The organism is Streptomyces sp. NPDC056296 (assembly GCF_042268605.1).
GTDB lineage: Bacteria > Actinomycetota > Actinomycetes > Streptomycetales > Streptomycetaceae > Streptomyces.
In genome coordinates this window covers 113,233-137,750 of the sequence record NZ_JBHJRX010000004.1, presented here as the reverse complement: position 1 = coordinate 137,750, position 24,518 = coordinate 113,233, and the positions used below count along the sequence as shown (strand labels likewise).

Here is a 24,518-nt window from a genome sequence, read left to right as displayed (position 1 = left end):
CGCCGGGCGCGCGCGGATCAGCTGCCGACGCGCCGCGGCTCAGCTGTTGAACGCGGCGTCGAAGGACGCGCTGGGCGGCTCGAAGTCGAAGGCCTTGAGGCGGGTGAGGGCCTCGGGGGCACCCTGGAGCCGGTCCATGCCGGCGTCCTCCCACTCGACGGACACGGGGCCCTGGTAGTCGATGGAGCGCAGCATCCGGAAGACGTCCTCCCAGGGCACGTCACCGTGGCCGGCCGACACGAAGTCCCAGCCGCGGCGCGGGTCGCCCCACGGCAGGTGGGAGCCGAGCCGCCCATTGCGCCCGTCGAGGCGCTTGCGGGCCTCCTTGCAGTCGACGTGGTAGATCCGGTCGCGGAAGTCCCACAGGAAACCGACCGGGTCGAGGTCCTGCCACACGAAGTGGGACGGGTCGAAGTTGAGGCCGAAGGCGGGCCGGTGGCCGACCGCCTCCAGGGCGCGCTGGGTGGTCCAGTAGTCGTAGGCGATCTCGCTGGGGTGGACCTCGTGAGCGAACCGCACGCCCTCGGCGTCGAAGACGTCGAGGATCGGGTTCCAGCGGTCCGCGAAGTCCTGGTAGCCGCGCTCGATCATCGACTCGGGCGCGGGCGGGAACATGGCGACCAGATGCCAGATCGCCGACCCGGTGAAGCCGATGACGGTGTCCACGCCGAGGCGCGCCGCGGCCCGTGCGGTGTCCTTGATCTCGGCGGCGGCGCGCTGCCGCACACCCTCCGCGTCGCCGTCGCCCCAGATGCGGTCGGGCAGGATGGCCCGGTGGCGTTCGTCGATGATGGCGTCGCAGACGGCCTGGCCGACGAGGTGGTTGGAGATCGCCCAGCACTTCAGCCCGTACTTGTCGAGCAGCTGGTGGCGGGAGTCCACGTAGGAGGGATCCGCGAGAGCCTTGTCGACCTCGAAGTGGTCGCCCCAGCAGGCGAGTTCCAGCCCCTCGTAGCCGAAGTCGCGGGCGAGGCGGCAGACCTCCTCCAGGGGGAGGTCCGCCCACTGGCCGGTGAAGAGAGTGAAGTTGCGCGGCATGTCGCTGCCAGCCTCCTCAGGGGGTGATCGGGGTGTAGACGGAGTTCTTCTCGGCGCTCTCCTCCACCGCCGCCAGCACGCGCTGCACCTGCAGCCCGTCGGCGAAGGAGGGCTCGGGCCGGCGGCCCTCCGCGACGGCGTGGACGAGGTCGCGCACCTGGTGCACGAAGGTGTGCTCGTAGCCGAGTCCATGGCCCGGCGGCCACCAGGCGTCCAGGTAGGGGTGCTCGGGTTCGGTGACGAGGATGCGGCGGAATCCGGCGTGCTCCCCCGGCTCCGTACCGTCGTGGTACGACAGCTCGTTGAGCCGCTCCAGGTCGAAGGCGAGGGAGCCGCGCTCGCCGTTGAGTTCGATGCGCAGGGCGTTCTTGCGGCCGGTGGCGTACCGGGTGGCCTCGAAGGAGACGAGGGCGCCGGAGGTGAGGCGGCCGGTGAAGACGGCGGCGTCGTCCACGGTGACCTGGCCCGTGACACCGTCCACCGAGCCCGCCGACAGACCGCGGGCGGCTCCGTCGGGCAGCGGGCGTTCCCGTACGAAGGTCTCGGTGAGGGCGGAGACGCCCGCGATCCGCTCCCCCGTCAGGTACTGCGCGAGGTCGACGATGTGCGCACCGAGGTCGCCTAGGGCTCCCGAACCGGCCAGCTCCTTGCGCAGCCGCCAGGTCAGCGGCGCCTTCGGGTCCACCAGCCAGTCCTGGAGGTACGTCACCCGCACGTGCCGCAGCCGGCCGACGCGGCCCTCTGCCACCATCCGCCGGGCCAGCGCGGTGGCCGGCACCCGGCGGTAGTTGAAACCGACCATCGCGAGCTGCCCGCGCGCGGCCGCCCGGTCGGCGGCGAGGGTCATCGCCTCCGCCTCCGCGACGGTGTTGGCCAGCGGCTTCTCGCACAGGACGTGCTTCCCGGCGGCGAGCGCGGCCAGCGCGATCTCGGCGTGGCTGTCGCCGGGGGTGCAGATGTCGACGAGGTCGATGTCGTCCCGTTCCAGCAGGGCCCGCCAGTCGGTCTCGGTGCTCGCCCAGCCGTGCCGGTCGGCCGCGGTGCGGACGGCGTCGGCGTCCCGGCCGCAGATCGCGGCCAGTACCGGGTTGAGCGGCAGGTCGAAGACCCGGCCGGCGGTGCGCCAGCCCTGGGAGTGTGCGGCACCCATGAAGGCGTAGCCGACCATGCCGACGCGCAGCGGCGGTCTGGTCGCGGATGCCCCCGTCGCCCTGGTCCCGGTCCCGCTGTCGGTCCCGGTTCCGGCGGCTGATGCCTCCGCCCCGGCCCCCTCGGGCTGCTGCGGCTGTCCCATGCGGATGTCCTCCTCGTCGTGATGGCGCGGTGGGGGGTGGGCCCCGCCCGGCGGCCGGCTGGTCAGGCCGGCCGTGGGGCGGCGGCCCTCACTTGAAGCCCGTGGACATGTACTGGTCGACGTTCTCCTTGTCGACCACGGCCGAGTAGCAGGTGACGGTCGAGGGGATCTCGAACTCGGCGAGGCCGCTGATGCCCTTGCCCTGGCCGAGGGCGCGGGCCAGGTCGATCGCGGAGGCGGCCATGGTCGGCGGGTAGAGCACGGTCGCCTTCAGTACGCCGCTGTCCGCCTTGATGGCCTGGAAGGCGGAGAGCGCGCCCGCGCCGCCGACCATCAGGAAGTCGTCGCGCCCGGCCTGCTCGATGGCGCGCAGCGCGCCCACGCCCTGGTCGTCGTCGTGGTTCCACAGGGCGTCGAAGTCCGACTGAGCCTGGAGCAGCTGGGCCATCTTGGCCTGGCCGGACTCGACGGTGAACTCGGCGGCCTGGCGGGCCACCTTCTTGATGTTCGGGTAGTTCTTCAGGCCGTCGTCGAAGCCCTGGGTGCGCTGCTTGGTCAGCTCCAGGTTGTCCAGCCCGGCCAGCTCGATGACCTTGGCGTCCTGGGTGTCCTTGAGCTTCTCGCCGATGTAGTGGGCGGCGTTGAGGCCCATGCCGTAGTTGTCGCCGCCGACCCAGCAGCGGTAGGCCTGAGGGCTGTTGAAGATCCGGTCGAGGTTGATGACCGGGATACCGGCCCGCATCGCCTTCAGGCCGACCTGGGTGAGCGCCTTGCCGTCGGCCGGCAGCACCACCAGGACGTCGACCTTCTTGTTGATGAGGGTCTCGATCTGGCCGATCTGCTGCGCGGTGTCGTTGGAGCCCTCGGTGACCTCCAGGGTGACTTCCGAGTACTTCTCCGCGCGCTTCTGGGCCTGGTCGTTGACGGCGTTGAGCCAGCCGTGGTCGGCCTGCGGCCCGGCGTAGCCGATGGTGACCGGCTTGCCCGGCTTGTCGTCAGCGGCCGGCTGCGTGTCCGCGGCCTTGTCCTCGCCGTCGTCGGGGTCGTTGCTGGTGCACCCGGTGAGGACGGCACCGGCGGACACGGCGGCGGCTCCGAAGAGCAGTCCTCTGCGGCTCGTGAGTTGCGTCATGACGGTGAACCCTTTCCTCAATGCGTGCTTGCGGCACGGCGCTGGACCAGCACGGCAGCGACGATGATCGCGCCCTTGGCGATCTGCTGGACGTCGGTCTGCAGGTTGTTCAGGGCGAAGATGTTGGTGATGGTGGTGAAGATCAGGACGCCCAGCACGGAGCCGAGGATGTGGCCGCGCCCGCCGGTCAGGAGCGTGCCGCCGATGATCGCGGCGGCGATGGCGTCGAGTTCGTAGAGATTGCCGTTGGTGTTCTGGCCGGAGCCGGCCAGGACGATCAGCAGGAAGGCGGCGATGCCGCAGCACAGGCCGGACAGCAGGTAGAGGTAAAGCCGCTGGCGGCGGACGTCGATGCCGGCGAGGCGAGCGGCCTCCGCGTTGCCGCCGACTGCGACGGTGCGGCGGCCGAAGGTGGTCCGGTTGAGCACCAGCCAGCCGATGACGGTGACGGCCGCGAACACCAGGACCAGGGGCGGGATGCCGAGGATGTAGGCGTCGCGCTCGCCGAGGTCCAGGACGCTGGGGACCGTGACGACCTGGGTGCGGCCGTCGGTGATCTGGAGCGCGAGGCCGCGCGCCGAGGCCAGCATGGCGAGGGTGGCGATGAACGGCACCATCTGGCCGAACGCGATGAGCACCCCGTTGACCAGTCCGCAGCCCACGCCGACCACGACCGCCGTGAAGAGGATGCCGACGAAGCCGTACTCCTGGGTGGCGACCGTGGTCGCCCACACCGAGGCCAGGGCGACGATGGCGCCGACCGACAGGTCGATGCCGCCGGAGACGATGACGAAGGTCATGCCGACGGTGACGACGCCGATCACGGACGCCTGGGTGAGCACCAGCTGGAGGTTGCGGGTGTCGAGGAACGCGTCGGGCTGGGTGATGCCGCCGATCAGGACCAGTGCGGCGAGCACCCCGAGCAGGGTGAGGGTGCGGACGTCGGCGCGGCCCAACTGGACCCGCCAGGCGGGCGGACCGTCCACCGGTGCCGCCTTGCCGGTGCCGTCCCGGGGCGGGGACACGTGCTGCGTCATGACGCCGGGCTTCCTTCCATCACGAGGTCGAGTACGCGGTGTTCGTCGAGTTCACGGGCGGGGGCCTCGTGCACGACACGGCCCTCGCGCAGCACCAGCACGCGGTCGGCGAGGCCCAGTACCTCGGGCACCTCGCTGGAGACCAGCAGGACGGCGAGGCCCTCGTCGGCGAGGCGGCGGATGACCGCGTAGAGCTCGGCGCGGGCGCCGACGTCGACGCCGCGGGTGGGTTCGTCGAGCAGCAGGACCTTGCAGCCGCGCAGCAGCCAGCGGGCGAGGACCGCCTTCTGCTGGTTGCCGCCGGACAGGGTGCGCACGGGCGCGGAGGGGTTGTCGGGCCGCAGGGACAGCTCGCGGGTCGCCGCGCGGGCCGCGCCCAGTTCGGCGCCGCGGTCGATCCAGCCGCCGCGCGAGAAGCGGGACATGGCGGAGACCGACACGTTGCGGGTGACGGACTCCAGCATCAGCAGGGCCTGCGCCTTGCGTTCCTCGGGGGCGAGCCCGAGCCCGGCGCGCACCGCGGCGCGCACGCTCCCGGGGCGCAGCGGGCTCCCGTCGACGAGGACCTGGCCGGCGCTCGGCTTGCGGGCCCCGTAGACCGTCTCCAGGATCTCGGAGCGGCCGGAGCCGACGAGGCCGGCGAGGCCTACGATCTCTCCGGGGCGGATCTCCAGGTCGAGGGGGGCGAACTCGCCCTCCCGGGCCAGTCCCCGCACGCTCAGGACGGGCTCGCCCCCGGGTGATCCGGCCGGCCGGTCCGGGAAGACGTACTCGACGTTGCGCCCGGTCATCAGCGCCACCACCTCGCGGGTCGGCGTCGACTCGGCGGGCAGCCCGCCGGCGACGGCCCGGCCGTCCTTGAGGACGGTGACCCGGTCGCCGATGCGGCGGATCTCCTCCAGGCGGTGCGAGATGTAGACGACGGCGACGCCGTCGGCGGTGAGGTCGGCGACGATACGGAAGAGGTTGTCGACCTCGTCCGGGTCGAGCGCGGCGGACGGCTCGTCCATCACGATCAGCCGTACGTCGTGCGAGAGCGCCCGCGCCATGGACACGATCTGCTGCTGTGCCGCGGAGAGCTCGCCGACCAGCCGGCCGGGATCGACCTCCGGGTGGCCGAGTCGCTTGAGGAGCTGCGCTGTTGACGCCTTGGCCGCTCCGCCCCGTACGACGAAGCCGGCGGCGGTCGGCTCGTGGCCGAGGTGGACGTTCTCGGCGACCGACAGGTCCTCCACCAGGTCGAGTTCCTGGTAGATGGTGGCGATGCCGAGCCGCATGGCCGCGATGGGCGAGCGCAGGGTGACGTCCTCGCCCCGCCAGCGGATGGTGCCGGTGTCGGGCTGGTGGGCGCCGGCCAGCACCTTGATGAGGGTGGACTTCCCGGCGCCGTTCTGGCCGAGCAGGCAGTGCACCTCGCCGGCCTGGACGTCGAGGTCGACGCCGTCCAGGGCCCGGACTCCGGGGAACGACTTGGTGATGCCGGACATGCTGAGCAGCGGTGGTTCTGGTGCCATGTGAGGTCCCCTCGGCGGGCATGCGGGCCGGTGTCAGGGCAGAACGGAGCAGGGCAGAACGGAGCAGGGCAGGGCGGTACAGGGCAGTACAGGGCTGAGCAAGGCAGTACAGGGCGGCAAGGCAGTACAGGGCGCTGTGCTGATGGAGCTCGGAACCCGGATGGTGCCTACGCGAGTGAAGAAAGACGGTGCTACGCGGGTGACGGGTGGTGCCTACGCGGGTGAGAACAGGTGGTCGCTGATCAGCCGGGCCGCGCCGATGACTCCGGCGGTGGGACCCAACTCCCCCAGCACGATGGGCAGGTTGCCGGTCGCCAGCGGCAGTGACTGGCGGTAGACCTGGGTGCGGATCGCGGCGAGCAGGTTGTGGCCGAGGCCGGTCACCCCGCCGCCGATCACCACCAGGCCCGGGTTGAAGAAGCTGACCAGGCCGGCGATGACCTGGCCGGTGCTGCGGCCGCCCTCCCGGATCAGGTCGAGCGCGGTGGCGTCGCCCGCGGCGGCCGCGGCGGCGACGTCGGCGGCGCTGAGGCCCCCGTTCGCCTCCAGACGGCTCGCGAGCTCGGCCGACAGGCCCTGCTGGGCGGCCTCCGTGGCGTCGCGGGCCAGTGCCGCGCCGCTGAAGTGGGCCTCCAAGCAGCCCCGGTTGCCGCAGGCGCACGGGCGCCCTTCGGGCACGGCCTGGATGTGCCCGATGTCGCCCGCACTGCCCGTCGTCCCGCGGTAGACGTCACCGCCGACGACGATGCCGCAGCCGATGCCGGTACCGATCTTGACGACGAGGAAGTCGTGCACGGTGCGGGCGACGCCCGCGTGCTGCTCCCCCAGTGCCATCAGGTTCACGTCGTTGTCGACCATGACCGGGCAGCCGAGTTCCTGGCTGAGCGCCTCCCGTACGGGGAAGCCGTCCCAGCCCGGCATGATCGGCGGCGCCACCGGCACACCCTCGGGGAAGCGGACCGGCCCCGGGACGCCGATGCCGGCGCCGTCGAAGCCCTCCGCGAGCCCTGATGCCCGCAACTTGGCGGCCATGGCCAGTACTTGCTCGAAGACCGCGACCGGTCCCTCGCGTACGTCCATGGGCTGGTTGATGTGCCCCAGGATCTCCAGTTCGGCGTTGGTGACGGCGACGTCGACCGAGGTCGCGCCGATGTCGACGCCGAGGAAGCGCAGTTCGGGGTTGAGGCGGATGTTGTGGCTGCGGCGCCCGCCGCGCGAGGCGGCGAGCCCGTCGGCCACGACCAGTTCCGTCTCCAGCAGCCGGTCCACCTCGACGGCCAGCTTCGACCGGGAGAGGTCGACCTGGTCGCCGAGCTGGGCACGGGAGTTGGGCCCTCCGTCACGCAACAGCTGGAGCAGTCGCGCTTGGTGAGCGTTCGCGGGTCGTGCCGTCATGCGTCTCACGAGCCCCTCCCCGCCTCGATCGGCCTTGTGTGTGCCGGTTCCCGGCCACGTCCGTGGCTTGCTTTCGGAGGGAACGTAGCAGTGGGCGCCGGGCGTGGGAAGAAGTCACGCACGAATTACTGCGAACTTTCTCCACTGAGTGGACAAAGAAGTGCGGAGTGCTCGGCTCCGCGACACCTGACAAGGCCGCCCGGGCATCGCGCCGGGCGGCCTGCGAACAGCCTCTGACCTTACGATTTCTCGCGCGCGTGGTACGAGCGCCGGGTATGTTCGGTGTGCTCGCGCATCAGCCGGGTCGCCGCCTGCTCGTCCCGGCCGGTGATGGCGGCGATCAGGCCGCGGTGCTCGATCCAGGACTGCCGGCCGCGCTGCCGTGCGATCGGCGTGTAGTACCAGCGGACCCGGCGGTCGACCTGTGCGGCGAGTTCGGCGAGGACGGCGTTGCCGGCCAGCTCCATGATCTTCGCGTGGAAACGGGCGTTGATGGCGACGGCGGCGTCCACGTCGTCGGCGGCGACCGCCCGCTCCCCCTCCTCGCACAGCTCCTCCAGGGCGGCCACGCCCGCGCTTGAGGCGTTGGCCGCGGCGAGCCGGGCCGCCTCGGCCTCCAGGAGCGTGCGCACCGTCAGGAGCTGGTCGGCCTCCTCCTCCGTCGGCTCGTGCACGAACGCGCCCTGCGCGGGACGCAGATCGACCCAGCCCTCGGTGTTGAGCCGCTGCAGGGCCTCCCGCACGGGCTGCCTCGACACACCGAGGTGACCGGCGAGTTCGCTCTCGACGAGGTGCTGGCCGGGCTGGAGAGCCCGGGTGGTGATCAGTTCGAGCAGCGCCTCGTAGACGCGGTCACGCAGCGGGCCGGGCCGTTCGAGCTTGGGCACCGCGCCCTGCGGCAGTCCTGCGGACAACATCGGTCCCCCTCGAAAGCGGCACGAAGACAGCGGCACGAAGACAGCAGTACGACGACAGCGATACGACCGGTACGCCGAGTATCGATTGTCTTTCGTCTACAGTCTACGGCGCCCAGCCCGCCAGGAGCGTTCAGGGACAGCGGACGACCTGCCCGGCGTAGGAGAGGTTCCCGCCGAAGCCGAAGAGCAGCACCGGGTCCCCGGTGGTGATCTCGCCGCGTTCCACCAGCTTGGAGAGCGCGAGCGGGATGCTCGCCGCCGAGGTGTTGCCGGACTCGACGACATCACGGGCGACGACGGCGTTGACGGCGCCGATCTTCGCGGCGAGGGGTTCGATGATGCGCAGGTTCGCCTGGTGCAGGACGACCGCGGCGAGGTCGGCCGGTGCCAGCCCGGACCGCTCGCAGGCCTGGCGCGCGATGGCGGGCAGCCGGGTGGTCGCCCAGCGGTAGACGCTCTGCCCCTCCTGCGCGAAACGGGGCGGCGTGCCCTCGATACGGACCGCGTCCCCCATCTCGGGCACCGACCCCCACAGCACGGGGCCGATCCCCGCCGCCTCGCCGGATGCGCAGGCCTCCACGACGGCGGCCCCCGCCCCGTCACCGACGAGCACGCAGGTGGTGCGGTCGGTCCAGTCGGCCACCTCGGACATTTTGTCCGCGCCGATGACCAGGGCCCTGCTCGACGAGCCGGCCCGCACGGCGTGGTCGGCGGTGGCCAGGGCGTGGGTGAAGCCGGCGCACACGACGTTGAGGTCCAGCGCGGCGGGCCCGGGGATGCCGAGGCGGGCCGCCACGCGGGCGGCCATGTTCGGGGAGCGGTCGATCGCGGTGGAGGTGGCGACCACGACCATGTCCACGTCCGCGGGCGTCAGCCCGGCCGACGCGAGCGCCTTCGCGGCGGCGTGCCCGGCCAGCTCGTCGACCGGCTCGTCGGGCCCGGCGATACGGCGGGAGTGAATACCGACCCGGCTCCTGATCCACTCGTCGCTGGTGTCGACCATTTCCGCCAGATCCTCGTTGGTGAGGACCCGGGCGGGCTGGTAATGGCCGAGGGCGCTGATGCGGGAGCCGTGCATGGGTGGAGTCCTCGATGCCTCGGGTACGGGATCCACCAGTGTGATCAGTGACCGACGGGTACGACGGCAGGTGATACGACAGGAAACGGGCGCCCGGCTTGTCGGCTTCGGTCAGCATCCCGGGCGCCCCCGCCCGCGTCCTGCCCTCAGCCGGTGAACAGCTGGGTCGCCTTCCGGACGAGTTCGTACAGTCCGTAGGCGAGCGGTGCGCCCACCCACAACCAGGCGAAGGCGATCAGCGGGCGCCGGTCGGGCAGGTCAGGCGGACTCTGGCTGCTGTCGTCGGACATCGTTGCCCTCCTTCGGTGCCGGGGCGGCGGATACGTGGTGGCGGGCGTGGACCGGACGGACGAGTTCGTTGGCGACGAAGCCGACGACCAGCAGCCCGATCATGATGACGAAGGACGTTCCGTACAGGGCGGAGCCGTGCCGTCCGGCCTCCTCCTGCCGGTCGGCGATCCAGTTCACGATCAGCGGCCCGAGGACGCCGGCCGTCGACCAGGCGGTGAGCAGCCGCCCGTGGATCGCACCGACCTGGTAGGTGCCGAAGAGGTCCTTGAGGTAGGCGGGGATCGTGGCGAAGCCACCGCCGTAGAAGGACAGGACCACCAGGGCGCACAGGACGAACAGCGGCTTGGAGGAGTCGCCGAACAGGGCGATCAGCGTGTACATCAGCGCGCCGACGCCGAGGTACACGCGGTAGATGTTCTTGCGCCCGATCAGGTCGGAGGTCGAGGACCAGCCGATCCGGCCCGCCATGTTGGCCGCCGAGAGCAGGGCGACGAATCCCGCGGCGGCGGTCACCGACACCGGCGTCGAGGTGTCGGCGAAGAAGTCCGTGATCATCGGCGCGGCCTTCTCCAGGATGCCGATGCCGGCCGTGACGTTCATGCAGAGCACGATCCAGAGCAGCCAGAACTGGGGAGTGCGCATGGCACCGCGCGCCGAGACCTGGACCCCTTCGAGCGCGACCGCCCCGCCGTCCGCCCGTTCCTTCGGGCGTGGCACCCGTACCAGCAGGACGCCCAGCAGCATGAAGACGGCGTACGTCAGTCCGTGCACGAGGAAGGCCAGCGCGATCCCCGAGCTGTCGGTGCCGAAGGACTCCAGCATCTGCGCCGACCAGGGCGAGGCGATGAGCGCGCCGCCGCCGAAGCCCATGATGGCGATGCCGGTGGCCATGCCGGGGCGGTCCGGGAACCACTTGATCAGCGTGGAGACGGGCGAGATGTAGCCGATGCCGAGGCCGATCCCGCCGACGAAGCCGTAGCCGAGGACGATCAGCCAGTACTGCTCCACGGCCGCGCCGAGCGCGGAGAGCAGGAAGCCGGACGAGAAGCAGACCAGGGCGACGGTCATCGCCCAGCGCGGTCCGTGGCGCTCCACGAGCGTGCCGCCGAACGCTGCGGAGAGCCCGAGCATGACGATGCCGAGCTGGAAGGGGAGCGCGCTCTGCGTGCCGCTGAGGCCGAGCGCGGACTCGAGGGGCGGTTTGAACACGGACCAGGCGTACGCCTGGCCGATGGAGAGGTGGACCGAGAGGGCGGCGGGGGGAACGAGCCAGCGGCTCCAGCCCGGGGGTGCGACGGGGGGACTCATGAGTCCCCAACCGTAGGCAGCGGGAAAGCGGTTGAGAAGGCAGTTGAGCAGACAACCACCGTCCTTGCACAGTAGCGCCGCAGCCGACGGAAGGTCGGAATCGGGTTCGGTCGGCAGTTCCTCGGTATCCCTCGACCGAACGGAGCTCCCTCGCCATGAAAGTCGCAGTCCTCGGCGCCGGGGCGATCGGCGCCTACGTCGGCGCCGCGCTCCACCGTGCGGGCGCCGACGTGCATCTCATCGCCCGTGGACCGCATCTGGCGGCCATGAGGCGGTACGGGGTACGGGTGCGCAGCCCGCGCGGCGACTTCACCGCGCACACCCGCGCCACCGACGACCCGGCCGAAGTCGGCCCGGTCGACTACGTGTTCCTGGGCCTGAAGGCCAACTCGTACGCGGCGTGCGGGCCGCTGATCGAGCCGCTGCCGCACGACACCACGGCGGTGGTGGCCGCCCAGAACGGCATCCCCTGGTGGTACTTCCACCGGCACGGCGGCCCGTACGACGGACGCCGTCTTCAGAGCGTGGACCCGTCCGGCGCGGTCAGTGCGGTGCTCGCGCCCGAACGGGCCGTCGGCTGCGTCGTCTACGCGGCCACCGAACTCGAACAGCCGGGTGTGGTCCGGCACCTGGAAGGCACCCGGTTCTCGATCGGCGAGCCCGGCCGCGATGTCTCGGCCCGGTGCCTGGCGCTCAGCGAGGCGATGCGGTCGGGCGGCCTACTGCTCGGCGGCGCGGCGGGAGGCTTCGTACGCCCCGACGAACTCGACATCCCCCTCACCTTCGAGGGCACCCGACAGGCCGGCCCGACGCTCGGCTCCGGAGTCGTCATGGCCTTCGACGACACCGTCCCGCTGCTGCGCGTCGCGGAGTTCTTCCGCGACGAGTCGTGCGGGCAGTGCGTGCCGTGCCGGGTCGGGACCGTGCGCCAGGAGGAGGCGCTGCGCCGGATCGTGGAGCACACGGGTGCCGCCGCGGCCGACGACATCACCCTGCTGCGCGAGGTCGGCCGCGCGATGCGGGACGCCTCGATCTGCGGTCTCGGGCAGACCGCGTGGAACGCCGTGGAATCCGCCATCGACCGTCTGGGGGCCTACGAATGACCGCGATACCGCTCGGAGTGCCGCGCCGGCTGGTGGAGTTCACCCTCGACGGTCAGGACGCCCGGGTCCCCGAGGGGTCGACGATCCTCGACGCCTGCCGGGCCGCCGGGAAGGACGTCCCGACCCTGTGCGAGGGCGACACCCTCACCCCGAAGAACGCCTGCCGGGTCTGCGTGGTGGAGGTCGAGGGCGCCCGGACCCTCGCGCCCGCCTGCTCACGCGGGGCCGAGCCGGGCATGGTGGTGCGCACGGACACCGAGCGCGCCCGGCACAGCCGCAAGGTCGTCCTCGAACTGCTCGCGTCCTCGGTCGACCTCTCCACGACCCCCGCGGTCGCGCGGTGGATCAAGGAGTACGAGGCGAAGCCCGACCGCTTCGGCCCGGACGCCGCCCGCGTCGACGAGGAACCCAGGATCGACAACGACCTGTACGTACGCGACTACGGCAAGTGCATCCTCTGCTACAAGTGTGTGGACGCCTGCGGCGAGCAGTGGCAGAACACGTTCGCGATCTCCGTCTCCGGCCGCGGCTTCGACGCCCGGATCTCGGTCGAGCAGGACGCCCCGCTGACCGACTCGGCGTGCGTCTACTGCGGCAACTGCATCGAGGTCTGCCCCACGGGCGCCCTGTCGTTCAGGTCGGAGTTCGACATGCGCGCGGCGGGCACCTGGGACGAGGGTCGGCAGACGGAGACGACCACGGTGTGCGCGTACTGCGGAGTGGGCTGCAACCTCACCCTCCACGTGCAGGAGAATGAGATCGTGAAGGTCACCTCGCCGCACGACAACCCGGTGACCCACGGCAACCTCTGCATCAAGGGCCGCTTCGGCTACCAGCACGTACAGAACCGGGACTGACCGGCACAAGGGGCACGGACATGGGACGAGTCACGGAACGACGCAAGGTGATCCGCATACGGGACGGCGCGGTCTCCACCCGCCCGGACACGCTCGTCGCCGAGGAACCGCTGGAGATCCGGCTGAACGGCAAGCCCCTCGCGATCACGATGCGCACTCCGGGCGACGACTTCGCGCTCGCGGCCGGCTTCCTGGTCAGCGAGGGGGTGCTCGCCGAGCGGGGTGACCTGCAGAACATCGTCTACTGCGCGGGCGCCACGGCCGACGGAGCCAACACCTACAACGTCGTCGACGTGCGGACGACCCCGGACGTGCCGGTCCCGGACATCACGCTGGAGCGGAACGTCTACACGACCTCGTCCTGCGGCCTGTGCGGCAAGGCCAGCCTGGACGCGGTGCGTACAACGGCCCGCTGGCCCATCTCCGACACTCCCCCGGTCCGCGTCACCCCGGAGCTGCTGGCGGGCCTGCCCGACCGGCTGCGCGCCGCCCAGCGGGTCTTCGACCGGACCGGCGGCCTGCACGCGGCGGCCCTGTTCACCGAGGACGGCGAGCTGGTGGACGTACGGGAGGACGTGGGCCGGCACAACGCCGTCGACAAGCTGGTCGGCCGCGCCCTGCAGAACGGGGACCTGCCGCTGTCCCGGTCGGTCCTGCTGGTGTCGGGCCGGGCCTCCTTCGAGCTGGCGCAGAAGGCCGTGATGGCGGGCATCCCGGTGCTGGCCGCGGTGTCGGCGCCGTCCTCGCTCGCGGTGGACCTGGCCGCCGAGACGGGGCTGACGCTGGTGGGCTTCCTGCGCGGCAGCTCCATGAACGTGTACGCGGGTGAGGACCGCGTCGCCCTGCGGGCCGCGGCCGCCCGGGGCTGACCCGGTTCCCGCGGCACGGCGGCGGGGCCCCGACCGGCGGGGAGCGCCCCCTGCGCCGCAGGGGCCCCGCCTCGACTGACCCGCCTCGACTGACCCGCCTCGACTGACCCGCCTCGACTGCCTTCTCCCCGGCGTCTTCTGAGGCGCCGTCGGGCGACACGCGCGTGGACCACACGGGGCGTATCGGGCGGGGAACGTCCTGATGTACTGATGTCCTGATGACCGGCTCCCGACCAGCCGCCTGAAGGGCAGACCGTTCCATGCCGTCACCTCCCCGCACGCTTCCGCGCTCCCCCCTGCTCGCCCTCGCCTCCCTCTTCGCCCTGGCCGCCTCCACGCTCCCCGCCCACGCCGAATCCGGGAGCCGGGCGCCGGAGTTCGAGCAGCAGGTCCTCTTCAGGGCGGACCAGGACCCGGGCGGCTACGCCTGCTTCCGCATCCCGGCGATCGTGCGGACGACGGACGACACCCTGCTGGCCTTCGCCGAGGGCCGCGTCCTCAACTGCGGGGACGCCGGTGACATCGACATCGTCGTCAAGCGCTCCACCGACGGCGGACGCACCTGGGGACCGCTCCAGGTGGTCAACGACGGCGGCGGCGACACACACGGCAACCCCGCCCCGGTCGTGGACCGCACCACCGGCCGGATCCTGCTGGTCGAGACGTACAACGCCGGCCGTACGGACGCCGCCGGCTGCGCGGTGCCCTGTGCCCGCGTTCCCCACCTCCAGTACAGCGACGACGACGGCCGCACCTGGTCCGCGCCCCGCGACCTGAGCGCCGACATCCTGCCGCCCGACTGGAACTCCTGGTACGCGACCGGCCCCGTGCACGGCATCCAGCTCACCGGCGGCAGCCACCCCGGCCGGCTCGTCGTCGGCGTCAACGCCGAGACCTGGGACGGCGAGCGAAGCGAGATGGGGGTCCCCCCGGCCGGAGGCTGGGGGAGGGTCACCGCCAACCACGCGGCGCTCGTGGTCAGCGACGACGGGGGCGAGCACTGGAAGGTCGGGGCCACCGACACCTGGCCCGTCGCCGCCGACGGCACGTTCCGGCAGAAGCCGTCCGAGGTCACCCTCGCCGAACGCGCCGACGGATCGCTCCTGGTCAGCGGCCGGGAGGAGAACGGCACCGACCTCGGCCACCGCACCGTGGCCGTCAGCCGCGACGGCGGCGACAGTTTCGCCGCGCCCTTCCAGGCCCTCCCGGACCTGTACACCCCACAGGTGCAGGGTGCCGTACTCCGCCTCGGCGACCGGATGCTGCTGTCCGCCCCCGCCGACCCCGACCGCCGCCGGACGATGACGGTCCGCTCCTCCTACGACGGCGGCGCGACCTGGGACAGCGCGGACCGCGGCACGGTCGTCACCCGGGACTGGTCCGGCTACTCCGACATGGTGGCCGTCGACGACGAGGCGGTGGGCCTGCTGTACGAGGCCGGGGCCGTGGACGCCCGCGACGAGATCCGCTTCGCCCGCTTCACCGAGGACTGGCTCCAGCCGCGCCGGGCCGCCGACCCCACCACCCCCGACCGCGCCGCGGGTGCCGCGCCCGCGGCCGTGCTCGGCGGCGCCGGTACGACGGAGGGCGCGGTGGGCGGCACGGTGGGCGGCGCGCTCTCCTTCGACGGGGCCGACGACGCGGTGCGGCTGCCCTACGACGAGCGGCTTCCGCTCGGGGCCGGGGACTTCACGGCGTCGCTGTGGTTCCGGTACTCGGCGGACGACGGGGAGCAGCCGCTGCTGTGGATGGGCGGGGTCGGCACCACGCAGCCCCAGGTGTGGCTGCGCGCCGAGCCCGGCAACGGCCGCGTCCAGGGACTGATCACCACGCGCGAGGGCGGGGCGGCCCCGCGCTCTGCGTGGGTGCGCACCGACCGCGCCCACAACGACGGCCGCTGGCACCACCTCGCGCTGCGGCGCGGCGGGGGCCGGCTCACGCTGTTCGTCGACGGTACGACGGTCGACGCGGCGGACGTGCCGGGCTCGGTCAGCCGGAACTCGCCGTTCGGCGTGCACATCGGGGAGCGCGTGGACGGGCGGGCCCGTTTCACCGGCGCGATCGACGAGGTGCACGTCTGGAACCGGGCACTGACCGACGAGGAGATCGCCGCCGGAAACCCGCCGTCGGCCCTCGGGAACACCGTGCTGCACCTGCCCATGGACAGCGTGGCGGCGGGCGGCTGAGAGGCCCCTCGCCGACTCAGCGCCGCCCGGTGCCGACCCCGGTGCGCGCCGGGGCGGCGGACTTCTCGGACGCCTCGGCCTCCTCGGACTGCCCCGACTGCCCCGACTGCTCCGACTGCTCCGACTGCTCCGAGTCGACCGCCTCCGGGTCGTGCGACCGGCGCTTGGCGATGACCGCGCACACCATCAGCTGCATCTGGTGGAAGAGCATCAGCGGCAGCACGGCCAGCGAGGCCTGGGCGCCGAACAGGACGCTCGCCATCGGCAGCCCGGCGGCGAGGGACTTCTTCGACCCGGCGAACTGGATGGCGATCCGGTCCTCCCGGCCGAAGCGCAGCGCCTTCGCCCCGTACCAGGTCAGCAGCAGCATCACGGCGAGCAGCACGGCCTCGACGGCAAGCAGCCCGGCCAGCCGGACCGGGCTGACCTGATGCCAGACGCCCTGGACCATGCCCTCGCTGAACGCCGTGTAGACGACGAGGAGGATCGAGCCGCGGTCGACGAGCCCGAGGACCTTCTTGTGCCGGGCGACGAAGCCCCCGATCCAGCGGCGCAGTACCTGCCCGGCGACGAACGGCACCAGCAGTTGCAGCACGATCTTGACGACCGAGTCGGTGGAGAACCCGCCCCCGCCACTGCCCAGCAGGGCGGCGGCCAGCAGGGGCGTGACGACGATGCCCACCAGCGAGGAGAAGGAACCCGCGCAGATCGCGGCGGGCACGTTGCCGCGGGCGATGGAGGTGAAGGCGATCGACGACTGGATGGTCGACGGCACCAGGGTGAGGAAGAGCAGCCCCTGGTAGAGGGGGTCGGTCAGGAAGACCGGGACGAGTCCGCGCGAGGCGAGGCCGAGCAGCGGGAAGACGACGAAAGTGCAGGCGAGCACGGTGACATGGAGCCGCCAGTGCCGCAGGCCGTCCATCGCCTCACGGGTGGAGAGCCGGGCGCCGTAGAGGAAGAAGAGGAAGGCGATCGCCGCGGTGGAGGCACCGGAGGCGACATCCGCGCCCGTGCCGCGGGCCGGCAGCAGCGCCGCGAGACCCACCGTCCCGAGCAGCAGCAGGATGTACGGGTCGATCGGCATCCAACGCGGCCATCGCAGGCGTTTCACGGTGCTCCACTTGCTCGTTCGCTGTCTTGTTCACTGTCGTCCGAAGGTCGGGGACGTGGTCACGGGTCCCCGCTCCATCGTGCTCCCTCACCGCGCGATCGGGAATCCGGTATACCGCTCTGACTGTCATCACGTCCCGCGATAGGCTGGAGAGGTGTATGACCCTTCCCACCTGCGCACCTTCCTGTCGGTGGCCCAGACGCTGAGCTTCACGCAGGCCGCCCGGCGGCTCGGGCTGCGCCAGTCGACCGTGAGCCAGCACGTGCGGCGGCTGGAGGACGCCACCGGCCGGCAGCTGTTCAGCCGTGACACGCACTCCGTGGAGCTGACGGAGGACGGCGAGGCCATGCTCGGGTTCGCGCGCCGGATCCTGGAGGTGCACGAGCAGGCGACGGTCTTCTTCACCGGCACCCGGCTGCGCGGGCGGCTGCGCTTCGGGGCGTCCGAGGACTTCGTGCTGACCCGGCTGCCGGAGATCCTGGAGGGCTTCCGGCACGACCACCCCGAGGTGGACCTGGAGCTGACGGTGGAGCTGTCGGGCACACTGCACGAGCAGCTGGCCGCCGGGAAGCTCGACCTGGTGCTGGCCAAGCGACGGCCCGAGGACCCGCGGGGCGAGCCGGTCTGGCGCGACCGGCTGGTGTGGATCGGCGCGGAGCGGCTGCGCGTCGACCCGGACCGTCCGGTGCCGCTCATCGTCTATCCGCCGCCGGGCATCACCCGCGCGCTCGCACTGGAGGCCCTGCAGCGGCAGGGCCGCGACTGGCGTATCGCGTGCACCAGCGGCAGCCTCAACGGCCTGATCGCGGCGGCCCGCGCGGGCCTCGGCGTGATGGCGCACTCGCGCGGGCTCGTCCCACCCGGCCTGGTACGGGTGCCGGAGCGGGCCGGACTGCCCGAACTGGGCCGTGTCGACTTCGTGCTGGTGCACGGCCGGCGCCACTCCTCGGCGCGGGGCGCGGCCGACGCCCTCGCGTCGGCGATCCTGGCGGGCGGCGACCGGCTGCACCGGCCCCGGAGCGCGGGCCTCGGCTAGCCCGGACAGCCGACGGACCCGCTCACCGTGCCGGCGGTAAGCGGGTCGTACAGATTCGGTGGAGATTACGGCACCGAAACTTACTCAACGGTCAGGAATGTGTCCGACCCTTCCCCATGTGAGCGCATTTTCCCTCGCTGACCAGCGCGAACATGAGCCCTGTTCGATTTTGACGCCCCTCCCGTCCCCGCGCCGGGTGGGGTAGCTTTCACCGCGCTGTGCGGGGGCGTCACCAGAAGCGGGGAGCGGGGTTTGCGCGAGTTCACCAGTCCTCCGTCGACGTCGGCACCACCGGTGGGCGGTCTGGCCGACGTCGTCTTCCGGCATGCCCAGGAGGATCCGGGGCACATCGCGCTCGGCCGCAAGGACGACGCCGGGCAGTGGCGGGACGTGACCGCCGGCGCGTTCCGGGACGAGGTGCTGGCCCTCGCCAAGGGGCTGCTCGCCCAGGGCATCCGCTTCGCCGACCGGGTCGCCATCATGTCCCGCACCCGCTACGAGTGGACACTCTTCGACTTCGCCCTGTGGACGATCGGTGCCCAGGTGGTGCCGATCTACCCGACCTCGTCGGCCGAGCAGTGCATGTGGATGCTGTACGACGCCGAGGTGACGGCCGCGGTCGTGGAGCACGAGGACCACGCGATGACGATCGCCACCGTCATCGACCGGCTGCCGCACCTGCGCGGTCTGTGGCAGCTCGACTCCGGCGCCGTCCAGGAGCTGTACGACGCGGGCGCCCACCTGGACGACGAGGTGGTGCACCGGCACCGGAAGGCGGTCACGCCCGACACGCCCGCCACCGTCATCTACACCTCGGGCACCACCGGCCGCCCCAAGGGCTGTGTCATCTCGCACGGCAACTTCATGTACGAGGCGGACACCGTCATCGAGCGCTGGGAGCCGGTGTTCCACTCCAAGAAGGGCGACGAGGCGGCCACCCTGCTCTTCCTGCCGCTCGCCCACGTCTTCGGCCGGATGGTGGAGGTCGCGGCGATCCGGGGCCGGGTCCGCTTCGGTCACCAGCCGCAGCTGAACGCCGCCGTCCTGCTGCCCGACCTGGCGGCCTTCAGACCGACCTTCATCCTGGCCGTGCCGTACATCTTCGAGAAGGTGTTCAACGCGGCCCGGCGCAAGGCCGAGAAGGAGGGGAAGGCCGGTCCCTTCGAGAAGGCCGTCGACGTGGCCGTGAAGTACGCGGAGGCGGTGGAGGCGAAGGCCTGGGGCATCGGCCCCGGCCCGTCGGCGGGACTGCGCATGCAGCACCAGCTCTTCGACAAGCTCGTCTACACGAAGGTGCGGGCCGCGATGGGCGGACGTATCCGCAACGCCATGTCGGGCGGCTCGGCGATGGACCGGCGGCTGGGTCTGTTCTTCGCCGGCGCGGGCGTGCAGATCTACGAGGGCTACGGCCTGACCGAGTCCACGGCCGCCGCCACCGCGAACCCGCCCGAACGCACCCGCTTCGGCACCGTCGGGGTGCCCGTCCCGGGCGTCACCGTGCACATCGCGGACGACGGCGAGATCTGGCTGAACGGCGACAACGTCTTCCAGGGCTACCTGAACAACCCCAAGGCCACCGACGAGACCCTCCAGGACGGCTGGCTGGCCACCGGTGACCTGGGCGCCCTGGACGAGGACGGCTACCTCACCATCACCGGCCGCAAGAAGGAGATCCTGGTGACCTCCGGCGGCAAGAGTGTCTCCCCCGGTCTGCTGGAGGAGCGCGTGAGGGACCATCCGCTGGTCAACCAGTGCATCGTCGTCGGCAACGACCGGCCCTACGTCGCGGCCCTCATCACCCTCGACCAGGAGGCGGTCGAGCACTGGCTGACGATGCGCAACAAGCCACAGATGCCTCCGGCCGAGCTGGTGCACGACACCGATCTGGAGACGGAGGTGCGGCGCGCGGTAGTCGCCGCCAACACGCTGGTGTCGCAGGCCGAGTCGATCCGCACGTTCCGCATCCTCGCCCAGCCGTTCACCGAGGAGCACGGGCTGCTGACGCCCTCGCTGAAGCTGAAGCGCAAGGCCATCGAGAAGGCCTACGGCAGCGAGGTCGAGGCGCTGTATACGGCGTGAGTTCGGCGGTCAGGAATGCGTCGGCGGCCGTGATCGTTGACGATATGAGTACCACCTGACCACAACCGAAGGATCAAGAGCTCGTGAGCAGCAAGGTCCCCCCGATCATCCTGAACAACGGCGTCGAGATGCCCCAGCTGGGCTTCGGCGTCTGGCAGGTGCCGGACGACGAGGCCCGGACGGCCGTCGCCCAGGCGCTGGAGGCCGGGTACCGCAGCATCGACACAGCGGCGATCTACGGCAATGAAGAGGGCACCGGCAGGGCGATCGCCGCCTCCGGCATCGCCCGCGAGGACCTCTTCGTCACCACCAAGCTCTGGAACAAGGACCAGGGGTACGACTCCACCCTCCGCGCCTTCGACACCTCGCTGGCGAAGCTGGGCATGGAGTACGTCGACCTGTACCTGATCCACTGGCCCATGCCGGCCAAGGAGCGGTACGTCGACACGTACAAGGCGTTCGAGAAGCTGCACGCCGACGGACGGATCCGCGCCATCGGCGTCTCCAACTTCTACCCGGAGCACCTGGAGCGGCTGATCGGCGAGACGTCGGTCATTCCGGCCGTCAACCAGATCGAGCTGCACCCGCACCTGCAGCAGCACGCCGCCCGCGAGTACCACGCCGAGCAGGGCATCGCCACCGAGGCGTGGTCCCCGCTCGGCTCCGGCAAGGGCATCCTGGAGATTCCGGCGATCGTGGCGATCGCCCAGAAGCACGGCCGCACCCCGGCCCAGGTCGTGCTGCGCTGGCACCTCCAGACCGGCAACGTGGTGATCCCGAAGTCCGTGACGCCGTCCCGGATCAAGGAGAACATCGACGTGTTCGGCTTCGCCCTGGACATCGAGGACCTCGCGGCGATCAGCGCGCTCAACGAGGACCGGCGCCTCGGCTTCGACCCCGCGGAGTTCAACGGGGAATGAGACGTCGTCTCGTGCGAAGGGGCCCGGTCGGTGCGACCGGGCCCCTTCGGTTCAGGAAGGCCGCTGGGCCGTGTAGACCGTGTGCGCCACCAGCACGAACACGTCCTGGCGCCGGTGCGCGCTCGCCTCGTCCCCGGGGTCGAGCAGTCGGTCGAGCGTGGCCTGGTCCACGGCGTCGAGGCCGTCCCCGACCCGGTCGCGCAGCCGGGACAGGGAGGTGGTGACGTACGCGCGGGCCTCGTCCGTGAGCGGCGCGGGCAGGTCCAGCAGGAAGCTGCGGGTGCCGGTGTGCTTCAGGCCCGCCGCGGTCAGCATCGCGGGCCAGTCCTCGGTCTCGGCCACGGTGCCGGGCAGGCTCGCGCGCATCTCGGCGAACGATTCCTCCTCCACTGTGTGCATCCTGGCCTGCAGCCCGGGACGCCCGACGCCGATGTCGCGGGGCAGGAACCGGGCGGGCAGTCCGCCCTCCAGGACCGCCAGCGTGCCGCCGGGCGCGAGGTGCCCGGCGAGCGCGGTGAGGGCCGCGCGCTGGTCGCCGAGGTGGTGCAGGCTCTGGCTGGCCCACATCAGGTCGGCCGGGTAGTCCAGCTCGCCCAGTGCGCCGGGCAGGTCACCGGTGAGGGTGGAGAAGCGGTCGCCGACACCGAGCCGGGCGGCACGGTCGCGGGCCCGGTCGAGGAGCGGTCCGGCACCGTCGGCGGCGACGACGCGTGCGCCGGGGAAGGTGTCGGCGAACAGGCAGGAGACGACGCCGGGGCCGCTGCCGACGTCGACGACCAGGCCCGGCTCGGTCACCTCCCGCGCCAGCCAGGTCATGGCCTGCCGGTACAGCGGCGTGTACAGCTCCGCCTGCGCCTCCAGCAGGGGGGCCATCTCGGCCCAGTCGAGGTGGTCGTGGTCGTGGTCGTGGTGGTCGTGTCCGTGGCCGTGCTCGGGTACGGGCCGGTCGTGCTTGTGCTGCTGGTGTCGGTGGTCGTGCGCCATGATGGTCAGCCTCCCGTTCGCGATGCCGCCAGCGTGCGACGACTCACCGCGTCGGGGCAAATTCTGTTGCCGTTATTGCAAAAGGCTGGAGCACCACCGGGGCCCGGCCAGAAGGCCGGACCCCGACGGCATCACCTACGCGGGAAGCCGCTCACGAAAGCGGCGGGTAGGCGTTCTTCATCAGCTCCTGGAACTGCGCGGAGAACCAGTGCCCGGACACCGGGGCGTCACCCAGGGCGCCCGACGGGTTGTTGCCGTTGCGCGCGTTGCCCTCGTACGTGGGGTCGCACATCCGGTCGAAGCCCTTGCCCTCGTCGTTCGGGATCTCCTTGCTCGCGCCGTCGGACTCGCCCGGGGGCTTCATCCACACGTACGCGTCGATCCCGGCGGCGGGAGAGGCCTGCGGCCGCTCACCGAGGCCGGCTCCGGACTGGTTGCACCAGTTGCCGAGGTGGATGCGGCGGTCGTAGCGCCCGCCGTTCACATAGGTGTCCACGTTGGTCGTCGCGCCCGGTCCGGTGGGCCGGTCGGCGCCGCCCCAGCCGTTGCGGGAGGTGTCGATCAGCATGCCGAGGTTCTGTTCGAAGCCGATCGAGACCAGCTTGTCGCGCATGGCCTGGGCGTAGGACAGCTCGTCGGTGTACTGGTTCCAGTCGACCCACTTGGACTGGCGCACGGAGGTTCCGTTCACCGAGTCCGTGATCTTGAAGTTCTCCTCCTTCAGGGCGCTGTAGTTGGCGGTGTTGACGATGAAGCCGTGCACGTCGGCGACGGTCGCCCCCTCGGTGGTGGCGGCGGTCTTGAACATCTCGGCGGAGGGGCCGAAGTTGCTGTCCCAGCCGAGCCAGCCGTGGTGGCCGGCGTCGACGTAGTTGTAGACGTTGCCGATGTCGCCGAGCTTGTTCAGGGCGTAGCCGACGCCCTTCTGGTAGTTGCCGTTGGCCTTCATCACGTCGCAGTTCTCCGTGGCGGTCGGCCGCCCGGAGACGTTGGTGACGAGGTTGGGCAGCGAGTCGATCTCGACCGTGGTGACGATGCGGAGGTCCGCGTACTTCGGGTCGGCGAGGATGGCGGAGATCGGGTCGATGTACTCGGTCTTGTACTTGTCGATCTCCGTCGGGCCCAGCTCGCCGTTGGAGGCGAGGGCCGCGCAGTCGCGGCCGGGCAGGTTGTAGATCACGAGCTGGACGGCGAGTTCGCCGGAGCCCTTCTGCGTCAGCGCCTCGTCGAGGTGGTCACGCAGGCCCATGCCGCCGTTCACGCCCTCGATGGCGGCGATCCGGTCGAGCCACACGCCGGTGGGCTGGTCGGCGATGCGGTCGCCGCCGGGTTCGGCGGCGGCCTTGGCGGACCACTCCGGGTTCACGTAGACCTGGGCGCCGTCGTAGGGGTTGTTCACCCGGTCGGAGGGACCACCGGGGTCCGGCGGGTCGGTCGGGCCCGGGGGATCCGTCGGGCCGCCGTCGTCGACGTTGCAGGTCACGCCGTTGAGGGTGAAGGTGGCCGGGATCGCGTTGCTGCCGCTGTAGGTGCCCTGGAAGCCGAAGCTCGCCGAACCACCCGTGGACAGGGTCCCGTTGTAGGACTCGTTGGCCGCGGTGACGGCGGCACCGCTCTGACTGACCTTCGCGTTCCAGCTGTTGGTGACCTTCTGGCTGCCGGCGTACGTCCACCCCAGCGACCAGCCGGAGGTGGCGGCGCCGTTGTTGGTGACGGTCACGGCGGCGGTGAAGCCGCTGCCCCAGTCGTTCTGTACCTCGTAGTCGACGGTGCAGGGGACGGCCGCCGCGCCGGCGTTCGCGGACTGGGCGGCGAAGGCCGTGCCGGAGGCCCCGGCGACCAGCGCCAGGGCGGCGAGCATCGCGGTTCTGCTACGGGTCATGAGTGCGAGTTCCTTCTTTCGTGGGGTGCGGGTGCTGTCGTCCGGGGCCGCGCGCATGCCGGGCGCGGCCCGCTGCCGGACGGCATGGGGGTGCCGTCGCGTTCGGAGGTCAGGAACGGCCCGCGGGCACGGTGGGACCGCCCGGGGGATGCGCGAGCCGGCACGCCGGCCGAAGACGCGTCGGACAGGCCGCGACCGCGGCTAAAAGTCCTGAACGCGGAGGGTGGAGCGGGGGGTGTCGCATGAGCGACTCCTTGCAGTTCGGGCACGCCGTGACGGACGCGTCGACTGATGGAACCGCTCCCACTGGTGCCAGCGAAGGTAGCGCCAAGTGACGGCAAAGAACAGGGGAGTTACTGACTTTCTCTCAGCGGCACCTGTCGAATCTTTTCGACTCGCCACACATCTTGACCGCTCCCGGACCCCTCATCACTATGGGAGCGCTCCCACTGGTTCAAGGCTTGTTGCTCCTCCCCCACACCCTCCC

Annotated in this window: 20 protein-coding genes; 7 read left to right on the top strand and 13 right to left on the bottom strand. The window is 71.4% G+C overall.

Annotated elements, in window-relative coordinates; genetic code table 11:
- Positions 1-39: 39 nt before the first annotated feature.
- From ACFCZF_RS04725 to ACFCZF_RS04680, 10 genes are all read right to left on the bottom strand, one after another.
- Positions 40-1,038, bottom strand: coding sequence for a sugar phosphate isomerase/epimerase family protein (locus ACFCZF_RS04725; protein WP_376670405.1), 999 nt, complete (start codon positions 1,036-1,038; stop codon positions 40-42).
- A gap of 16 nt (positions 1,039-1,054) precedes the next feature.
- Complete coding sequence (locus ACFCZF_RS04720; RefSeq protein WP_376670404.1) at positions 1,055-2,332, bottom strand: Gfo/Idh/MocA family protein; 1,278 nt, start codon at positions 2,330-2,332, stop codon at positions 1,055-1,057.
- Between the two features lie 88 nt (positions 2,333-2,420).
- A complete protein-coding gene (locus ACFCZF_RS04715) occupies positions 2,421-3,464 on the bottom strand; it encodes a substrate-binding domain-containing protein (RefSeq protein WP_376670403.1) in 1,044 nt (347 codons plus the stop codon).
- A gap of 17 nt (positions 3,465-3,481) precedes the next feature.
- On the bottom strand, positions 3,482-4,501 hold the full coding sequence (locus tag ACFCZF_RS04710; protein ID WP_375905028.1) for an ABC transporter permease: 1,020 nt from the start codon (positions 4,499-4,501) through the stop codon (positions 3,482-3,484).
- Positions 4,498-6,015, bottom strand: coding sequence for a sugar ABC transporter ATP-binding protein (locus ACFCZF_RS04705; protein ID WP_375905031.1), 1,518 nt, complete (start codon positions 6,013-6,015; stop codon positions 4,498-4,500). The genes ACFCZF_RS04710 and ACFCZF_RS04705 overlap by 4 nt, the downstream gene beginning before the upstream one ends.
- A gap of 213 nt (positions 6,016-6,228) precedes the next feature.
- Positions 6,229-7,410, bottom strand: coding sequence for an ROK family protein (locus ACFCZF_RS04700; RefSeq protein ID WP_376670402.1), 1,182 nt, complete (start codon positions 7,408-7,410; stop codon positions 6,229-6,231).
- A gap of 239 nt (positions 7,411-7,649) precedes the next feature.
- Complete coding sequence (locus ACFCZF_RS04695; RefSeq protein WP_376670401.1) at positions 7,650-8,327, bottom strand: GntR family transcriptional regulator; 678 nt, start codon at positions 8,325-8,327, stop codon at positions 7,650-7,652.
- A gap of 130 nt (positions 8,328-8,457) precedes the next feature.
- Complete coding sequence (locus ACFCZF_RS04690) at positions 8,458-9,405, bottom strand: beta-ketoacyl-ACP synthase III (protein WP_376670400.1); 948 nt, start codon at positions 9,403-9,405, stop codon at positions 8,458-8,460.
- Positions 9,406-9,551: 146 nt separating this feature from the next.
- The gene (locus ACFCZF_RS04685; RefSeq protein ID WP_376670399.1) at positions 9,552-9,695 is read right to left on the bottom strand and encodes a hypothetical protein; all 144 of its coding nucleotides are present in this window, start codon (positions 9,693-9,695) and stop codon (positions 9,552-9,554) included.
- On the bottom strand, positions 9,664-11,004 hold the full coding sequence (locus ACFCZF_RS04680; RefSeq protein WP_376670398.1) for an OFA family MFS transporter: 1,341 nt from the start codon (positions 11,002-11,004) through the stop codon (positions 9,664-9,666). The genes ACFCZF_RS04685 and ACFCZF_RS04680 overlap by 32 nt, the downstream gene beginning before the upstream one ends.
- A 155-nt stretch (positions 11,005-11,159) precedes the next feature.
- Between ACFCZF_RS04680 and ACFCZF_RS04675 the strand changes: the two genes are divergently transcribed.
- The 4 genes from ACFCZF_RS04675 to ACFCZF_RS04660 all read left to right on the top strand — a co-directional run bounded on the left by ACFCZF_RS04675 (position 11,160) and on the right by ACFCZF_RS04660 (position 16,019).
- Positions 11,160-12,107, top strand: a complete 948-nt coding sequence (locus ACFCZF_RS04675) for a 2-dehydropantoate 2-reductase (RefSeq protein ID WP_376670397.1) — start codon at positions 11,160-11,162, stop codon at positions 12,105-12,107.
- Positions 12,104-12,964, top strand: a complete 861-nt coding sequence (locus tag ACFCZF_RS04670) for a 2Fe-2S iron-sulfur cluster-binding protein (protein WP_376670396.1) — start codon at positions 12,104-12,106, stop codon at positions 12,962-12,964. The genes ACFCZF_RS04675 and ACFCZF_RS04670 overlap by 4 nt, the downstream gene beginning before the upstream one ends.
- A 20-nt stretch (positions 12,965-12,984) precedes the next feature.
- Positions 12,985-13,833 carry a formate dehydrogenase accessory sulfurtransferase FdhD gene (fdhD, locus tag ACFCZF_RS04665; protein ID WP_376670395.1) on the top strand — a complete coding sequence of 283 codons (849 nt, stop codon included), beginning with the start codon at positions 12,985-12,987 and terminating at the stop codon, positions 13,831-13,833.
- Between the two features lie 260 nt (positions 13,834-14,093).
- Positions 14,094-16,019 (top strand): exo-alpha-sialidase, encoded by a 1,926-nt coding sequence (locus ACFCZF_RS04660; RefSeq protein WP_376670394.1) that lies wholly within the window; start codon positions 14,094-14,096, stop codon positions 16,017-16,019.
- 16 nt (positions 16,020-16,035) lie between these two features.
- Here the strand turns inward: ACFCZF_RS04660 and ACFCZF_RS04655 are convergent, their stop codons facing one another.
- The gene (locus tag ACFCZF_RS04655) at positions 16,036-17,103 is read right to left on the bottom strand and encodes a bile acid:sodium symporter family protein (RefSeq protein WP_376670446.1); all 1,068 of its coding nucleotides are present in this window, start codon (positions 17,101-17,103) and stop codon (positions 16,036-16,038) included.
- 181 nt (positions 17,104-17,284) lie between these two features.
- On the opposite strand from ACFCZF_RS04655, the gene ACFCZF_RS04650 reads away from it, so the two are divergent.
- From ACFCZF_RS04650 to ACFCZF_RS04640, 3 genes are all read left to right on the top strand, one after another.
- Positions 17,285-18,166 carry a LysR substrate-binding domain-containing protein gene (locus ACFCZF_RS04650; protein WP_376670393.1) on the top strand — a complete coding sequence of 294 codons (882 nt, stop codon included), beginning with the start codon at positions 17,285-17,287 and terminating at the stop codon, positions 18,164-18,166.
- Positions 18,167-18,418: 252 nt separating this feature from the next.
- Positions 18,419-20,245, top strand: coding sequence for an AMP-dependent synthetase/ligase (locus tag ACFCZF_RS04645; RefSeq protein WP_376670392.1), 1,827 nt, complete (start codon positions 18,419-18,421; stop codon positions 20,243-20,245).
- 83 nt (positions 20,246-20,328) lie between these two features.
- Positions 20,329-21,165: an aldo/keto reductase gene (locus tag ACFCZF_RS04640; protein ID WP_376670391.1), complete on the top strand. Its 837-nt coding sequence runs from the start codon at positions 20,329-20,331 to the stop codon at positions 21,163-21,165.
- A gap of 51 nt (positions 21,166-21,216) precedes the next feature.
- On the opposite strand, the gene ACFCZF_RS04635 is transcribed toward ACFCZF_RS04640, so the two are convergent.
- Positions 21,217-22,149, bottom strand: coding sequence for a class I SAM-dependent methyltransferase (locus ACFCZF_RS04635; protein ID WP_376670390.1), 933 nt, complete (start codon positions 22,147-22,149; stop codon positions 21,217-21,219).
- Positions 22,150-22,300: 151 nt separating this feature from the next.
- Positions 22,301-24,031: a glycoside hydrolase family 6 protein gene (locus tag ACFCZF_RS04630; RefSeq protein WP_376670389.1), complete on the bottom strand. Its 1,731-nt coding sequence runs from the start codon at positions 24,029-24,031 to the stop codon at positions 22,301-22,303.
- Positions 24,032-24,518: the final 487 nt, after the last annotated feature.

Coding starts and splice junctions, on each gene's coding strand:
- ACFCZF_RS04725 (WP_376670405.1), bottom strand. CDS start 1,038: ATGCCGCGCAACTTCACTCTCTTCACCGGCCAGTGGGCGGACCTCCCC.
- ACFCZF_RS04720 (WP_376670404.1), bottom strand. CDS start 2,332: ATGGGACAGCCGCAGCAGCCCGAGGGGGCCGGGGCGGAGGCATCAGCC.
- ACFCZF_RS04715 (WP_376670403.1), bottom strand. CDS start 3,464: ATGACGCAACTCACGAGCCGCAGAGGACTGCTCTTCGGAGCCGCCGCC.
- ACFCZF_RS04710 (WP_375905028.1), bottom strand. CDS start 4,501: ATGACGCAGCACGTGTCCCCGCCCCGGGACGGCACCGGCAAGGCGGCA.
- ACFCZF_RS04705 (WP_375905031.1), bottom strand. CDS start 6,015: ATGGCACCAGAACCACCGCTGCTCAGCATGTCCGGCATCACCAAGTCG.
- ACFCZF_RS04700 (WP_376670402.1), bottom strand. CDS start 7,410: ATGACGGCACGACCCGCGAACGCTCACCAAGCGCGACTGCTCCAGCTG.
- ACFCZF_RS04695 (WP_376670401.1), bottom strand. CDS start 8,327: ATGTTGTCCGCAGGACTGCCGCAGGGCGCGGTGCCCAAGCTCGAACGG.
- ACFCZF_RS04690 (WP_376670400.1), bottom strand. CDS start 9,405: ATGCACGGCTCCCGCATCAGCGCCCTCGGCCATTACCAGCCCGCCCGG.
- ACFCZF_RS04685 (WP_376670399.1), bottom strand. CDS start 9,695: ATGTCCGACGACAGCAGCCAGAGTCCGCCTGACCTGCCCGACCGGCGC.
- ACFCZF_RS04680 (WP_376670398.1), bottom strand. CDS start 11,004: ATGAGTCCCCCCGTCGCACCCCCGGGCTGGAGCCGCTGGCTCGTTCCC.
- ACFCZF_RS04675 (WP_376670397.1), top strand. CDS start 11,160: ATGAAAGTCGCAGTCCTCGGCGCCGGGGCGATCGGCGCCTACGTCGGC.
- ACFCZF_RS04670 (WP_376670396.1), top strand. CDS start 12,104: ATGACCGCGATACCGCTCGGAGTGCCGCGCCGGCTGGTGGAGTTCACC.
- fdhD (WP_376670395.1), top strand. CDS start 12,985: ATGGGACGAGTCACGGAACGACGCAAGGTGATCCGCATACGGGACGGC.
- ACFCZF_RS04660 (WP_376670394.1), top strand. CDS start 14,094: ATGCCGTCACCTCCCCGCACGCTTCCGCGCTCCCCCCTGCTCGCCCTC.
- ACFCZF_RS04655 (WP_376670446.1), bottom strand. CDS start 17,103: ATGCCGATCGACCCGTACATCCTGCTGCTGCTCGGGACGGTGGGTCTC.
- ACFCZF_RS04635 (WP_376670390.1), bottom strand. CDS start 22,149: ATGGCGCACGACCACCGACACCAGCAGCACAAGCACGACCGGCCCGTA.
- ACFCZF_RS04630 (WP_376670389.1), bottom strand. CDS start 24,031: ATGACCCGTAGCAGAACCGCGATGCTCGCCGCCCTGGCGCTGGTCGCC.